This window comes from Membranihabitans maritimus (genome assembly GCF_021729145.1).
GTDB lineage: Bacteria > Bacteroidota > Bacteroidia > Chitinophagales > Saprospiraceae > Membranihabitans > Membranihabitans maritimus.
Genome location: NZ_JAJSLW010000022.1, coordinates 68075 through 84658, shown reverse-complemented (window position 1 = coordinate 84658; position 16584 = coordinate 68075). Strand labels below are relative to the sequence as shown.

The 16584-nt window shown below is 40.8% G+C and carries 14 protein-coding genes; 11 read left to right on the top strand and 3 right to left on the bottom strand.

The window, feature by feature from the left end; translation table 11 throughout:
* The 8 genes from LVD47_RS20225 to LVD47_RS20190 form a co-directional block, all read left to right on the top strand.
* Positions 1-360, top strand: a 360-nt coding sequence (locus LVD47_RS20225) for a T9SS type A sorting domain-containing protein (RefSeq protein WP_236980110.1), incomplete at its 5' end; no start/stop codon positions are given.
* Between the two features lie 97 nt (positions 361-457).
* Positions 458-6532 (top strand): DUF7933 domain-containing protein, encoded by a 6075-nt coding sequence (locus LVD47_RS20220; protein ID WP_236980108.1) that lies wholly within the window; start codon positions 458-460, stop codon positions 6530-6532.
* A gap of 92 nt (positions 6533-6624) precedes the next feature.
* Positions 6625-7143: a phage tail protein gene (locus tag LVD47_RS20215; RefSeq protein WP_236980106.1), complete on the top strand. Its 519-nt coding sequence runs from the start codon at positions 6625-6627 to the stop codon at positions 7141-7143.
* A 27-nt stretch (positions 7144-7170) separates the two neighbouring features.
* On the top strand, positions 7171-7692 hold the full coding sequence (locus LVD47_RS20210; RefSeq protein ID WP_236980104.1) for a phage tail protein: 522 nt from the start codon (positions 7171-7173) through the stop codon (positions 7690-7692).
* A 12-nt stretch (positions 7693-7704) separates the two neighbouring features.
* Positions 7705-8229 (top strand): phage tail protein, encoded by a 525-nt coding sequence (locus LVD47_RS20205; RefSeq protein ID WP_236980102.1) that lies wholly within the window; start codon positions 7705-7707, stop codon positions 8227-8229.
* A 29-nt stretch (positions 8230-8258) separates the two neighbouring features.
* The gene (locus LVD47_RS20200) at positions 8259-9050 is read left to right on the top strand and encodes a hypothetical protein (protein ID WP_236980100.1); all 792 of its coding nucleotides are present in this window, start codon (positions 8259-8261) and stop codon (positions 9048-9050) included.
* Positions 9051-9107: 57 nt separating this feature from the next.
* Complete coding sequence (locus LVD47_RS20195) at positions 9108-9593, top strand: GNAT family N-acetyltransferase (RefSeq protein ID WP_236980098.1); 486 nt, start codon at positions 9108-9110, stop codon at positions 9591-9593.
* Positions 9594-9605: 12 nt separating this feature from the next.
* Positions 9606-9917, top strand: coding sequence for a DUF6916 family protein (locus tag LVD47_RS20190; RefSeq protein ID WP_236980096.1), 312 nt, complete (start codon positions 9606-9608; stop codon positions 9915-9917).
* A gap of 386 nt (positions 9918-10303) precedes the next feature.
* Here LVD47_RS20190 and LVD47_RS20185 read toward each other — a convergent pair whose 3' ends face one another.
* Entirely contained in the window at positions 10304-11494 is a 1191-nt protein-coding gene (locus LVD47_RS20185; RefSeq protein ID WP_236980094.1) for a trans-sulfuration enzyme family protein, read from the bottom strand.
* Positions 11495-11577: 83 nt separating this feature from the next.
* Here LVD47_RS20185 and LVD47_RS20180 point away from each other — a divergent pair, with 83 nt between their 5' ends.
* The 3 genes from LVD47_RS20180 (at position 11578) to nth (ending at position 14414) form a co-directional block, all read left to right on the top strand.
* Positions 11578-12621, top strand: a complete 1044-nt coding sequence (locus LVD47_RS20180) for an RluA family pseudouridine synthase (protein WP_236980092.1) — start codon at positions 11578-11580, stop codon at positions 12619-12621.
* Positions 12622-12632: 11 nt separating this feature from the next.
* Positions 12633-13652, top strand: coding sequence for an aldehyde dehydrogenase family protein (locus LVD47_RS20175; RefSeq protein ID WP_236980090.1), 1020 nt, complete (start codon positions 12633-12635; stop codon positions 13650-13652).
* A gap of 129 nt (positions 13653-13781) precedes the next feature.
* Positions 13782-14414, top strand: a complete 633-nt coding sequence (gene nth / locus LVD47_RS20170; protein ID WP_236980088.1) for an endonuclease III — start codon at positions 13782-13784, stop codon at positions 14412-14414.
* 9 nt (positions 14415-14423) lie between these two features.
* On the opposite strand, the gene LVD47_RS20165 is transcribed toward nth, so the two are convergent.
* A complete protein-coding gene (locus LVD47_RS20165) occupies positions 14424-15176 on the bottom strand; it encodes an SDR family NAD(P)-dependent oxidoreductase (protein ID WP_236980086.1) in 753 nt (250 codons plus the stop codon).
* Positions 15177-15216: 40 nt separating this feature from the next.
* Positions 15217-16551: a TlpA family protein disulfide reductase gene (locus LVD47_RS20160; RefSeq protein WP_236980083.1), complete on the bottom strand. Its 1335-nt coding sequence runs from the start codon at positions 16549-16551 to the stop codon at positions 15217-15219.
* Positions 16552-16584: the final 33 nt, after the last annotated feature.

Sequence of the window (16584 nt, the reverse complement as noted above, 5' to 3'; positions counted from 1 at the left end):
ATAGTCCAGGTTGATGCGGAGTGTACGGAACCGGATGTAGTATCGAGAGGACCGGCCCCGATGGATGATTTTGAAGTTGGGAACCGTGAGATTAAAGATCGATTTATACTACACCAGAATATACCCAATCCGTTTGACGGGTATACGGTAATTGGTTTTGACTTACCGGAAGATGCAGAAGCCAGGTTGACAATCTATGATGTGACGGGGAAAGTAATAAAGGAGTTTGAAGGTGAATACAAGAAAGGGTATAATCAAGTGCAGGTGAAACCACAGGAATTACCGGTTACGGGTGTATTATATTATCAATTGGATACGGATAAATATACGGCTACCAAACGAATGGTAAAAGTGGAATGATACTTTGATCTATTCAAAGTTTTAAATTAATAGTCTGAATGATCAATGTGTTTGTCAAATGAACAGGATTTTAAGAAATAGAATGGACGTAAATAACATGAAAAAATTAAGGGTAAATAGAGCCTATGTTTCTAGTGCGTTGTCAAAATTACTTGCTACGTTGTTTATTGTTTCCTTTTGTACCGCTCTTTTGAATTCTCAAACATTAGAATTTACAAAATCTTTTAGTGGTCCTGTAGTGGCCGGAGGTACAGGGACCGTGACTTTTACGCTTACAAATAATTCTCCTTCCACTATAACAGATATATCATTTACTGACGACTTAGATGCTACTGTATCTGGTATGATTGCAACTGATCTTCCTAAAAACGATATTTGTGCAACAGGTTCTCAGGTTACAGGTACTTCAGTAATTACTTTTACTGGAGGATCCTTAAATCCCGGATCAATGTGCAGTTTTGATGTGACATTTCAGGTTCCGGTGGATGTGGATCCCGATACATACACCAATACTACGAGTTCTTTAACAGGAGTACCAGATGGAAGAGGAACTATAACGATTGACCCCGCCAGTGATGATTTGGAAGTGGTTGCCGGTCCATTATTTTCCAAAGGCTTTTTTCCTGAAATAATTACATCTGGTGAAAGAAGTTATTTAACATTTACTATTGATAATTCATTAAATGCTTTGGCTGTAAGCGATCTTGATTTTACGGATAATCTTCCAGCAGGTATTGTGGTAGCAAGTCCCTCTTTTTTATCCACTACCTGTACCGGAGGTACAATATTGGGCATAGACGGATCGGGAACAATCTCTTATTCTGGAGGTTCTGTAGCTGCCGGAGCAACCTGTGAAGTACGAGTTTATGTAACCGGTTCGACACCGGGAATATATGATAATGTGTCAGGAGCTCTTACCAGCAGTGCAGGAAATAGTGGGTCAGCTATTGCCAGTCTCGAAGTTATTTCTGAGGATGTATCGAATTTTGAGATGGAGTTTAGTCCATCTTCAATTCCTAATGGAGGTATATCTACCTTGACATACACCTTTGATGAATTCAATTCAGATGTAAATGGATTGGGATTTACAGATAAATTGCCGGATGGAGTACTTGTTGCAAATGATCCAAATGTGCAAAGTACGTGTGGAGGTAGTGTATTAGCACAACCAGGAAACGATACTATTTTCTTTTCAGGGGGAAGTGTAACAGCTATGAATAGTTGTACCGTTTCGGTCGACGTGAAATCTAGTGTTATTGCTACGCATAATAATGATGCGAATTTGATTATTGGAGGAGATGGCGATCCTATACCTTCAAATGTGGCAGAATTAATTGTATATGCTTTTTTGGATATCACCCTTGATGATTCAGTCAGCTACGATCCCAGTATGGATCAAATTGCCAATCCCAATGATTCCATACAATATACATTGACAATTGAGAACCTGGGTGATACCAGTGTATTTGATCTGGGAATTGATGATGGAATGGATCCGAATACGACGCTAGACCCTTCCACAATACGTGCTACACCTGTGGCTATAAACGACCAGTATGAATTAATGGGTAATCCCATGACTATCTCTATGGCGATAGGATTATTATCCAATGATGCGGATGTAAATGACCCGTTGCCAAACCCTCCCTTTAATGAAAATCTTACGGTTTCTTCAGTTCAGGGGAATGCTCCGGGAGGATCATTATCTACCGAAAACGGTGGTACAGTTACCGTGCAGTCGGATGGTTCCTTTGAGTACGATTCAACAGGCGTAAACACGGCTATCGCGGATTCTTTCTATTATAAATTAATTGATTCTGAAGGTTTTGAAGACAGCGCTAAAGTAATAATATCGTGGTCCAGGCCTCCAATGGCGCAAAATGATGAATTTACCGCTGTCGTTAATCAAATGAGTACATACCCGACAGATACATTATTTGCGGATAATGGCAATGGCATGGATGATTTGGGGGTTCCTCCCGGGACTTTGGTTAGTTTTGGTGCAGGTGATATATCGGGATCGTCTGATGTTTCAGACTTTGCAGCTGGAAATTCTACCGGTATGGGTGATTTCGCAGGAGGAACGCTGACTGTGAATGCAGACGGGAGTTTTACTGTTTCCAATCCAACTATGTCAGGTAATTTTTCATTTGAATATAGACTGGATAATGGCATAGGCGTTTCAGATGCTACAGTAACTGTAACTATACAGGAAGTACCGGCGGCTCAGGACGATAGCTATACATTCCTATTTTCAGTTGATCAAAATATAGCTGCCGGATCGGGTTTATTTGTCGACAATGGTTCCGGTGCGGATGATCTTGGATTTCCTGCAGCTACAGTGGAGAGTTTTGGCGGGGGTGATTTAATGGGAAGTGTTACTGATAATCCAGCAGGATCCGGAGCTTCATTGGCAGGTGGTACGTTAACCGTAAATAGTGATGGATCTTGGTCATTAACTGGACAGCCATTTACGCCCGGTACGTATACATTTGATTACCGATTGAGTAATGCTGCGGGATCTTCCGATGCTACGGTAACCCTGGTTATACAAGATCCTCCTGCAGCTAATGACGATGAACTGGATGCCATTGTAGGAATGGTCAATTCATATTCTGTAGATACATTATTTGATAATAATGGTTCCGGTGTTGATGATTTAGGTACACCAGAAGCTGTCATAAGTAATTTTGGAGGGGGTGATTTAGGAGGCACTGTTACAGATTATTCAGCCGGACAAACCACCGGACCCGGAAGTTTTGCTGGAGGAACACTGACAGTAAATGCGGACGGAAGTTTTTCTATAAACAATCCTACTACATCCGGAGAATTTACGTTTCTGTACAGGTTGGAAAATGCAAGTGGATTTTCCGATGCTACTGTGACCGTTACCATTCAGGGGCCACCGGATGGAATGGATGATTCGGATGCAACTGTCATTGCCGGAACAAGTTCACCTGGTGATAATAATTTTCATATAAATATAAATGCTAATTCATCTGCGCAAATTAATGTGTTTTTAGACAATGGTTTCGGTGCTGATAATTTGGGGCTGCCTTCTGCAATTAGTGAACCACCCAGTGATGTGATCAATTCAGTCCAATTGGCTGGCTCATCGGATTCAGGAACAGGATCCATCGGTGGCGGAGCAATTACTATAGGTGGAAGTGGAAGTATTGAAATCACATCTATGGGAGATCTAAACTTTACTCCCCCTACCGATTTTGTCGGTATAATTGAATTTGATTATACCCTGGCGAATAGTATCGGAACAGATGCTACACCTGCTACTGTTACGCTAGCTGTAGGAAACAGACCCTCTGCAATGAATGATTCTTACTCGGCAACCGGGAATATCCCCATAAATACTACCAATGTAATGGGTAATGACCTTTTACAAAACGATAGCGGTGACGATATTTCCGTGACTTTGGTCCAGGGAAGTGTCATGAATGTGGGAGCAGCTGTGGCAACGGATCAGGGCGGATCGGTGACGGTTATGGCAACGGGTGAATTTGAATATACGCCTCCGGCCGGATTTACAGGAGACGATACTTTTACCTATTCTGTTGATAATGGATTTAATGATCCTTCCCAGGCGACGGTAACCATTACGGTATCCGATATGGTCTATTTTATGGATGATATGGCCGATGCTGGTGGGGATGGAACGCTAACTAATCCCTTTCAATCAATATCTGAACATAACTCGGCACCTCCAATTGCCAATTCCTATCTTTTTATCGAAGACAATGGAAATTCTTACACAGGTAACCTTACCCTGGTTGTCGGTCAAACAGTGATAGGGGAAGGAACCGTAGGAACATTATTCGGAGGTTCTTCATTAACCGGAATTACACTGGCAGCCTTGTCTAATACTATTCCGTATAGTGTATCAGGGACTTCGACGGATTGGGCTGAACTGGGTAATGGAAGTGGAAACGCGGTAACCTTGAACACAGACAATACCATCACAGGATTGAATATAGGAACGCGTTCGGGATTTGCCATTACAGATCCCGGAGCAGGAGTAGGAACCCTTTCTGTTACTGAGTCAACAGTCACCGGTACCGGCGGTGGGGTGAAAATTGAAAACGGTGGGGCGATAACTCTTACCCTTTCTGCTTTAAATACCAACGGTGGAACCCACGGTTTGTGGTTGGTAAATACTACGGGGACTGTAATGGTGTCCGGAGGCACCATGACCAGTCCTACTACTTCGGGTATTATTATTTCAGGAGGAAGTACGAATGTTAATTTTTCTGCTGGAAGCATGATTAGTCAGGGGGCAAATGCAAATACAATTAATGTATTGAATGGACATACCGGTATGTTGACGTATTCCGGGACGGTAAATTCTACCAATGGCAATGGGCTTCAATTTAATAATGCTGACGGACAATATAATTTGAATGGCACTGTGACACTGAATGGAGGCGATGCAGGAATCGATATTGTTAATGGAAGTGGGGGTGCCTTCACGTTTTCCAATGCAACCATTACCAACCCTACGGGTACTGCTTTTAATGTTAATAACAGTAGTGCCAATATTACTTATACGGCGGGAACCATAACACAAAATTCATCCGCAGCCGGTGTGGTGATCAATGCCAATACAAGTATTGCAAATCTGGGATGTCAACTGACCCTAAATACCGGTGCAAATCAGGGAATCAACATTTCGGGTGGCGGAACAGTAAATATTACACATGCTCAGAATACAGTTTCGACAACAACGTCCACAGCCGTGACGATAAACAATACCAATATTGGGACGTCAGGGGTTACCTTGCAGAGTGTATCTGCGAACGGGGCTACCAGAGGGGCATACCTCAATAATGCCGGCCCACAGGCTGGAGGATTCTTTACCGTGACGGGGACCGGTACTACTGACGGAAGCGGAGGTACGATCCAGAATATTGTGAACCGGGGATTTGAGATCATAAATACAGACAATGTTACGCTGAAAAATATGAATTTTACAAATGTAGGGACTGCTGATGGAGCAGGTACCTGTGACGGATTGGATAATTCCGGGTGTAATGCCGGTATATATGGCAGTGCTTCCAATGATATCACCATGGATAATCTCTCTCTGAATGAAGGTGTTCAAATCGGGATCAATGGAAATGATATCAATAATTGGACCTTATCCAATAGTATGGTGCAAAATTTTGGAGGAGAGGTTAATGAGCATGGTATTTATATGCGCGAATTGACTGGAACTGTAGCTATTAACAACAGTACGATACAGACTTCGTCCGAACGGAATGTTTTGATTGAGACATCCAGCGGAAGCCTGGATTTTGAGAGTACCGGTTCAACCTATGCGCAGACGAGCATGGCTTTTGGAGCTGATGGGCTGGATTTCGGAATCAATGGTACGACAACAGCGACTATTGATATAGACAATTGCACATTTAATGCAAACCGGACCAATGGAATTCAATTACGGGCAGAAGGAAGTGCCACTGTGACACAGTGTGATATTACAAACTCCAATTTTGACCCCATGGGCGGTACAGGAATAGGGATTGATTTAGCCACTAATTTTTCTGCTTCCCTTAATTTTAATATAATAGGTAATCCCAAGATTTATAGCAATGGAGGCCCAGCTGTAAATATATTTTCTGCTGTAAGTAGCTCAGTAGAAGGAAGAATAAATAATAATCCGGATATTCAGGTGGGTGGAGCTGGAACAGCTGGTATTGGAATACGCGTGAATATTAATGAAAACTCTCGTGGAATTGTAGAAATTGATAATAACTCCATTAGTAATATTGGGAATGATATAGGAATCGATGCTGTGGCGAGACTAAAGGCTGGTACGGCTTGTGGAACAGGGTGTACCCAGGGGCGTCTGGATGCTACAATTACCAATAATACCGTAACTGTGACGGGAGGTAGTCTGTATGACATTCGGACTCAAGCCCAGGAATCCAGTACAGTATGTGCCAATGTAGCAAATAATTCAGCCAGTGCAGCAGGTATAAGTGCTTATCGGGCTCGCACAAACCATGCCGACGCAACCCTCATATTGGAAGGATTTAATACTGATGGAACAACCACATGGAATAATAATGGAAACACGCCTGCAAGTTCCGTAAGCGGCGGTCATGCAGGAACTTTAACCGGAGGGACATGTACAAATCCTTCCAATGCGATGCCGTAATAAAAAGAAAAAATAATAGCAAAATACGCTTATTTAATATATAAAATTGATTACATTTAAATATTCCTTTTAAATACCCTAAATATTTAAAAATGGCAGAACCTTTTCTTGCAGAGATACGTATCGTCGGATTTAATTTTGCGCCCAGGGGATGGGCATTTTGCGATGGACAAATACTTTCCATTAATCAAAACCAATCTTTATACTCATTACTCGGCACCACGTATGGTGGGGATGGGCGAACTTCTTTTGCATTGCCGGATATCCGGGGGCGGGTACCGATTCACGTAGGTCGTAGCAACGGTGGGGCGGAACATCGGGAAGGCCAGAAAAGTGGGGAAGAGACCCACACGTTGGCTGTCAATGAAATACCAGAACACAGGCACGAACTGAAAGCCACCAGTACAGATGCGAATTCACCGATACCTTCCGGAACCCATTTGGCGCGGTCAGCTCCAAACGAATTTTATGGTTCGCCCGGAAATCTTGTGAATATGGCAACCAATACATTGACCCATGTCGGAGGAGGACAGGCTCACAATAATATGCAGCCCTATCTGGCTCTTAATTATTGTATAGCATTGCAAGGTCTATTTCCTTCCAGAAATTAATTTTCAAATTTTAATAACTGTAGAATTATGTCGGAACCATTTGTTGGAGAAATCCGAATGTTTGCGGGAAACTTTGCCCCGAGAGGATGGGCCTTTTGTGACGGGCAATTATTGGCCGTTTCCCAGAACGATGCTTTATTTTCATTATTGGGAACTATTTATGGAGGGGATGGTAGAACGACATTCGGGTTGCCGGACCTGAGAGGTCGATTACCCATCCACGCTGGACACGGACCCGGTTTATCTGAGCGAAGGCTGGGAGCCAAAGGGGGGGCAGAAAAGGAAACACTTACTGTCAATCAAATGCCTTCTCATACCCATGAGTTTAAAGGATCTGATAATTTGGCAGGTGGTCCCAATCCACAGACGAATGTCGTCGCACAATCAACTACGGTGGATGGGTACATAAAAAATGATGTAGTAGCTGAGAACCTGAGTAGTAGCTCAGTTTCAAATGTGGGCGGAAGTCGAAGCCACACCAATTTGATGCCTTTTTTGTGCGTGCATTTTATTATTGCCCTTTTTGGAATTTATCCTTCGAGACATTAAAAATATATTATTATGGCAGAACCATTTGTTGCGGAAATTAGAATATTTGCAGGGAATTTTGCCCCGAGAGGTTGGGCTTTTTGTAATGGCCAATTATTACCTGTTTCACAAAACACGGCTTTATTTTCACTTATCGGAACCACGTACGGTGGAGATGGTAGAACTACAACTGCCTTACCAAACCTGGAAGGAAGGGCTCCTATGCATCCTGGCAGAGGCCCCGGATTAACTGCGCGTAGATTGGGAGAAAAAGGAGGTGTAGAAACCGTTACATTGACAGAAGCTCAGATGCCCAACCATAATCATACTTTAATGGCATCAGCAAGCCCGGGTGAAAACCCGTCACCTAACGGGGCGAATTTGGCAAGATCGTTAAATGGAAGTATTTACAATAATTCTTCAAATCCAACATTAGTGGATATGGCTGAACAAGCTATATCTAATTCGGGTGGCAGCCAGTCGCATAATAATATGCAGCCATATATAGTCATAAATTATATTATCGCATTGGTAGGGTTATACCCATCCAGAAGTTAACTAGATTTTTTACCCTATAATTAAATGCAATGAATTATTTACCCGGAAATGATTTCAGGTTGTGGACTATCGACAATGAAGGACGCATATGTTATGTAAATGATGAAATCAAACAAATTCCTGTTTCTCCCGTAGATTATGCTACTGATATTGCCATTTCGGATAATGGTGTGATCTGGGCTTTGACCAATATTCCTGATCCTGATGGAGGCGGAGCGAAGATAGCATGGTTAGGATCAGATAAAAAGTGGAATTCCATAGAAACCCGTGATCCGGGTGCTTTTACTATTTCGGGTGGACCGGAAGACCAATGTGTTTTTGTTACGTCCGAAGGTATCGTGTATACCATCGATACACGGGGCAAATCATCCGTTATATACAATGATAACCCAGTTTTGGGTATTGATTACGGAGGAGGGAATATCTGGGGAGTTTTGTCTGATAAAGCGGGTGAAATACCCCAATTACATTATGGCGCTTTTACCACCTCGATCAAGTGGAATGAATTTAAAGGCGTACAAAGCCCTACATCTCTTTCAGCAAATATGAAAGGGGAATGTGTCGGAATAGAAAAATTTGACCCATATCTATACGCTTACCCTGATACATCCAATTTGTTTGGGTCGGGAATTAGTGATAAAGCAATGCAAATTTCCTATAAATCCAAGCCATTCCTGGTTTCCAATGAGCCTACTTCTAAGGGTAATTTAATTTATTATTGGTTAGATGGGGAAGGAGGTGTTTGGTTGAAAACAGATCTATATGCGAATCGGGTATTATCTACCTATTTTTATAAAGAACGCCAGGATTTGGCATTGTAATTTTAACCCATTTCATTTTCTTACTATATTTGGGATTAACCAAATTAACTTTTTGTCTTGAGTATCCAATTAACTATTGATAGGGTCGGATTTGAACCTATAACTGACAACGATTTGGAATTTCTGGAAAAGGTGTATAGAAGTACCCGTGAGGAAGAAATTTCAAGAGCTCCCTGGAGCGAAGAAGATAAAGCTCATTTCATTCATCATCAGTTTCTAGCCCAGCATACATTTTACTCTGAACAGTTTAGTGATGCCAAATTTGATATAATTTTTGTTGATGGACAAAAAGCCGGACGATTATATATTGAAGAACGAGAGGATGAACTGCGAATTATAGATATCGCTTTATTGCCGGCCTTTCGCGGTCAGGGTTGGGGAACAAAATTATTGGAGGAAATAAAATTATTAGCCGAAAAGAAAACAAAATCCGTTGGTATCCACGTTGAAAAAAATAATCCGGCTATGAGTTTGTATATTCGATTGGGTTTTAAAGATATTGAAGATAAAGGAGTGTATCAATTTATGAAGTGGACATCCTAAAATTTGAAATACATGAGTGAATCAAATTCCGTTTTGACCATTGAAGATTTTAAAAACTGGAAGTCACAAAATATGACCGTCCACTTTACAGAAGAACATAAAGAAATTGTGCGGATACTGGATGTGGAAGCCTGTGGTGAAAAGAAGAATAAAAGCAGAATTCCCTTTTCTCTGATATTACTTACAGAAATGAAGGACCAGTACTATACCCAGGGAAGTTTTATCGTTGTACTTCCCGACGGACAAGAAGAACCTATGTTTATGGTCCCTATTGGTGTGGATATGGAGAGTGGAGGCATGAAGTATGAAGTGATTTATAATTGAAGACAGAAGACAGAAGTTAGAAGTTTGTAGCCGGGAGATGCAAGACCAAAAATTTTTTGGAGGAAGGAACTTGCCGGTAGGCCAGAGCGAGGGATAGTGCCTTACACCTCAGAATCCTTTTTGTTGGTGCACATCTAAGAGAACATTCTATCGCGTGCCATAGGTACGCTGCAGAAGATACACTGAGTAGGATTTAATCAGAATTAGATTGAGAAAATTTAGGTGTCCCAAAGGGATCTAAGGATCAATTACTCCCTATTCCCAATAGCTTTTACTGCAAGTTTCTTTCACTATGAACCTGCTACCTTGCTAACGGGTAATCTAATAGTTCAAGGCTCTTAACTTTTAGTACCACCTGGTTCGAAGGTGAAAGTGAAAAGCTGACATTAGCTTAATCGCTCCAATGCTCTGTTAAGGTCTTCAATAATATCTTCTACGTCTTCTATACCTACTGACATACGTATAAGACCGTCCGTAATTCCCAACATTTTCCTTTTGTCAGGATCCATATTCAGATGGGACATGGAGGCCGGGTGTAGGGCTATTGTGTCAACATCTCCCAGGGTCGGAGCCAGGGAAATAAATTTTACATTTTGTATGAATTTTTTACCGAATTCAATTGATCCTAAATCAAAACTCAACATTCCTCCAAAACCTTTCATTTGTTTCTGAGCAATTTCATGTGTCGGATGTTTCTTTAGCCCGGGATAATTAACGACGGATACGGAAGGTGATTGGTTTAGAAATGTAGCAATCTTTCCGGCATTAGAAGTTTGTTTTTGTACCCGTAATGCCATCGTTTTCATACCCTGGTAGCACAACCAGGCCTCAAAGGGGCTGCAATTAGCACCCATGAGTTTCATTGCGTCAAAAACCTTATCCATATTTGAATCAGATTTTTTTCCAACTATTACACCACTTATGCTATTACCATGTCCATTGATGTATTTTGTATTACTGTGTACTACATAATCAATGCCTTGTTTCATGGGTTGCTGGAGGATAGGAGAGGCAAAAGTATTATCACATGCTGATAAGAATCCATGTTGACTTGCTAATTCGGACAATAATTGAAGATCATAACAGTCCAGGGTCGGATTAGCTGGTGTCTCAATAAACAGAACCCCATTGCCTTTAATTTGTTCTAATTTATTTTCAACTTCGACCAAATCGTTTAGATCGCAATACAATATATTTATGTGGTTTGATCGGAAGTAATTTTCTATTAAGCTGAGCGTTCCGCCATAGAGAGCGGGTTGTGTAATTAAGGTGTCTCCAGGTTTTAACAGTGTATTCAGAAGTATTGAAATCGCAGACATTCCGGAATTAGTGACTATTGCCCGTGTTTCAAAGGGTAATCCCCATCCTTCCAGTTTTGCCAGCTTATTTTGTAGAAGTTCTGTATTGGGATTGCCAAAACGACCGTACACAAACCCTTTCTCAGACCCATTAAAAATATTTATACCTTCCTGGAGACTTTCAAAATTGAATGCGGATGTGGCATATATTGGATTGATATGCGGCGCATTGTGAGCTTTTAATTTTTCTTCTTTGCTGCAAATGGAATGGATTCTCATAATTGATTGATATACGTATTTATTTAGATTGTAAAGATAAACTATCTTTACCAGCAATTTGAAAATTAATAATCAATTTGGGGATGGACAGCAATGTAGAAGATAATGATGAATATGAAATCAAAAAAATAATTGTAGACGATGGCCAGGCCCCAATGCGTATTGATAAATTCCTGACCAATCGTTTACTCCAGGTGACCCGAAGTAAAGTACAAAACGGGATTAGGGATGGGTTGGTAACGGTAAACGAAGATCTGGTAAAATCCAATTATAAAATACATCCCGGCGATGAAATAACGGTCATGATCCCCATTAATGCAGAGTATGATGGTGTGGTGGAACCTGAGGACATACCGTTGGAAATTTACTATGAGGATTCTTATTTAATGGTAGTGAATAAACCTGCTGGTATGGTCGTCCATCCTGGAACGGGCAATTATACCGGAACTCTTGTGAATGCTATAGTTTTCCATTTACAAAATACGGATCTTCCCGTATTACCTGGTAATGATCCTGATCGTCCCGGACTGGTACATAGGATTGATAAAGATACGAGCGGATTATTGGTCATTGCCAAAAAGGAAAATACATTAAAACATCTGGCGGAACAATTTCATGATCACACGGTTGAGCGAAAATACCAGGCCATTGTCTGGGGTGAAATGGGAAAAGAGGAAGGTACCATCAATGCAAGAATAGGACGCAATCCCAAAAATAGAACGATGTATCAGACATATCCCGAAGAGGCCATTGATTCAAGTAAAGATGCTGTGACACATTTTAGGGTACTTAATAATTATTATTACGTTTCATTAATTGAGTGCGTATTGGAAACCGGTCGTACTCACCAGATCAGGGTTCACATGAATGCTGTAGGTAATACGATTTTTAATGATCAAAAATATGGAGGCGACAGAATTTTAAAAGGAACGATGTTTAGCAAATACAAACAATTTGTAGATAATTGCTTTAAGATGTGTCCACGCCAGGCTTTACATGCCCGGTCATTGGGATTTATTCATCCCGAAACAGGAAAAAAAATGTTTTTTGAAGCTCCTTTGCCGGAAGATATGGCGTCAATTCTGGATAAATGGAGAAATTATGTAAAGGATAGGATTGAAAAATAAAAATATATAGGATGCAGGAAAGATTGATTGCGCTGCAACATTTGGCTGGTAAAATCGACGAAAAGGACGAATGGTTAGATGCTCATATCCATAGGACCTATCACCACAATTTGTGGTTCCCAAAAGAAAATTATTGGGATGCACTGGAAGCCATAAAACAAAAAATGCTGAATTCGGATAGTATCCTCGAGTGGATTAACCACTATTCTTTTCCGGTTGCAGATGTCCATAAAAAAAGAGTGGGAATTGTTTTTGCAGGAAATATCCCCCTGGTAGGGTTTCATGATTTTTTGGCAATTTACTTGTCCGGTCATGAAACGGTAATTAAGTTATCATCCAAAGATCCTTTTGTCTTCCCTGCGATCATAAAAATTATGGGGGAAAAGGATCCATCTATTCATTCCAGAGTGAAAATTGTGGAGAGATTGGAAATTTTTGATGCGGTAATTGCTACAGGGTCTAATAATAGCAATCGTTATTTCGAATATTACTTTTCGGAAGTGCCGAATATTTTGCGGAAAAACAGAACATCCGTCTCTATTTTGAAAGGGGATGAAACCCCGGAAGAATTACTCTCTCTGGGGAAAGATATATTCAGCTATTACGGACTGGGGTGTAGGAACGTAACTAAGATTTTTGTGCCTTCAGGATATGGACTACAGGATTTGTTGGATCAATTTTCAGCGTTTGACTGGGTAATTCAAAATAGCAAATACAAAAATAATTTTGACTATAATCTTTCTATTGAATTATTAAACCGTTCTGATCACTTTAGTAATAATTTTTTGGTTTTGAAGAGAGATAATAGTGCGCTTTCTTCTCCGATTGGAATGCTTTATTTTGATGATTATTCCAACATCCATGATGTGGAAGGGTTTATTCAAAATAGAAAGGATCAAATTCAATGTGTAGTAGGGAACCATAAGGTCGAGGATATTCCTTTGATTCCATTTGGGAAAAGTCAGGAGCCGGGACTCTTTGATTATCCGGATGGAGTAGATGTGGGCCATTTTTTGGTAAATATAGCATAGGTGAAAGTACTTGGAGTGGGCTAAAGTACTTGGAGCAAGGTAAAGTTTGGAGTGAGCTAGAGTGTCTTAAGTTAATGGCTGTGAAAACCATGATAAATATGAATATAGATAGTTGAAACGATAAAATGTATGACAAAAAAAGAGACAGCACAGGAAATAGGAAAGATCCTCGACAATTTATATACAGAATTGCCCATCCCATTGGACCACAAAGATCCTTATACTCTGTTGATAGCAGTTCTCTTGTCTGCCCAGTGCACGGACAAAAGGGTAAATATGATTACACCTGAATTGTTTGCCCTGGCGGACAATCCGTTTGATATGGCCGGGCAGCCGGTTGAAACGGTTCGGGAAATCATCCGGCCGTGCGGTTTGTCCGCCCAAAAAGCCAAAGCGATTGTGAAGTTATCCAATATTTTAATTGAAAAATACGAAGGGAAAGTACCGGCAGAAATGGATTTACTTGAAGAGTTGCCCGGTGTGGGACATAAAACAGCTTCTGTGGTAATGGTTCAGGCCTTTGGGAAACCTGCTTTCCCGGTTGACACCCATATCCACCGTCTGGCATACCGGTGGAAATTAAGTACGGGAAAATCTGTAGCCAAGACCGAAAAAGATTTAAAGAAAGTCTTTCCGGAAGACGAGTGGGACCGTAGACATTTACAAATGATATTTTTTGGAAGAGAATACTGTCCGGCCCGAGGGCACAAACCCGAAGAATGCCCCATTTGTAGTAAGTATGGTAGGAAGGGAATGAAATAATGGTTTATTTCACTTCCCGGACCGATCTACAATCGTAGCCGTTGCCTGCTGGGTACCGAAAACATCTACGTCCTGAATATTGACATGGGGCGGCCTTGAAATCATAAATTCAATTATTTCAGCGACATCGCTGCTTTTCAGGGGCTGGAAATCTTCATAAATTTTACTCCTTTCTTCATCACCGTCAAAACGGACAAGCGCAAATTCCGTTTCTTCTACATGACCGGGGGATACCTGGCCTACGCGTATGTTGTATTTATGAAGGTCTATACGCATGGTTTTGGTAAGGGCATCCACAGCATGTTTGGTGGCACAATATACGTTGCCGTTGGGGTAGGGTTCTTTGCCGGCCACTGAGCAGATATTAATGATTTGACCACTTTTATTTTTTACCATCCATTTGGAAACAATCCGGGAAACGTACAAAAGACCTTTTATATTGGTATCTATCATTTGTTCCCAGTGCTGGAGGTTCCCTTCGTGAATTTCAGAAAATCCTTTTGCCAGTCCCGCATTGTTGACCAGTACATCTATCTTCTGGTCGGGGAGGAAATTTAGGGCCGTTTCGACTTCTTCCACATTCCTAACGTCAAATGTGAGTATATCAACGAGAATTTCATGCTCGTTTTCCAATTGCCTCTTTAATTTCTCCAGTTTCTCCTGTCTTCTTCCCGTAAGTATCAGGTGATGATTTTTGGTTGCCAATAAATTAGCTGTAGCTCTGCCTATTCCGGAAGTAGCGCCGGTAATTAAAATTTTCATAAAGAAGTTTTAGTACGCGATTAAGGTAATAAATATCAATTCAATTCCCAATTAAAGATCGAATTGTTTGGTCAAAGTTATGGACGAATTTTTCATATTGAGAAGTAGCCGGGCCGTAGAAGCCGGTATGAACCTTTTCAATATAATTTTCCTTATTGAAAATAACCAAAGTGGGGTAGGAGACTATTTTGTCTATAAAATTCAATTGGGTAGGGGTAGTATGATTCCTGTTGCCGCCATAAATAATGGGCCAGGGAATAGCCATCCGGTCCCTGTAAGTGCGAATTTGCTTGATTGATTCGGGGTAATTATAGTTTTCGAAGGCCAGGGAAACAATTTCTACCGGCAAATTGGGATTATCTTTTTTCCATTGTTTCAAAAAACGTGTTTCATCATAGCAATTAGGGCACCAGGTTCCCATAATCTGGACTACCTTTACTTTGTCACTATAGGGTGGATTGTTAAAGGAAATATGTTTCCCGTCAATAGTGGTTGCCGAGTAGTTAACAGGATAATCTGTAGCTGCCCTGGAAAGACTTTCAGGATCAGTCAATTTGGCTTCGGAGTTTAGCGAGGCATACCAGGTGGACCGATAGTGTTTCCCGGAATAGAAAGAACCTATGATACTGTCTTTTTCAATAATCTTCCCTTCAAAAAGATACGCATGGGCCCCATCAAAAGTAGAAAGGTAAAATCGATCATTTTCTACTGTTCCTTCTAAAAATCGATAATCTCCTGTTTCTGTTTCAAAAGTTCCGGTAAGTTGGTTCCCTTTCTGTACAAAATCCCCGATGGCTGGAAATTTATTTCCATCTTCTTCTTCAAAATGTACCTCCCACCGTCCGCTGATATTATGAGCCGGCTTTTCATGAATACTAAAAAACCGGAAATCTTCCCCTAATTTGGCTTTGAAAGGGATTTTGTAGTTATTGCGGTAATGAACGACCCAATACCCTTGCATTATACCTTCTTGCAATAGAGCTTCAATATGGCTGTCGTATATGGGGAAATCAATAACCAGACTATCTTTTTCGCCCAATACGTCAGGTGTATACTTATAGTCTTGTACAGTAATAATTTCTTCTCCGTTTATTAGAGTGATAATGATACTATCTTCTGAAGAGTATTCCACATTGAAATTAAATGGCAGGACTCCGGACGGGGTTTTGTCAAAATCAAATTCATCCGGGGCAAGTTTTTCCGAGGCATCTTCCTCAGAAAAGGTAATAAGTGTTTGAGAACGAAGGTCCAGCGTACCGCGCCACGGACCCGGGGCAATAACATTATACGTATTACTGAATTCAATACAACCATACAGAGATAGAATCAATACAGTGTATAAAATCCATTGAATAATAAAGGTAGATCTTTTCATATTCAAAAAAGTATTTACATTATGAACATTGTA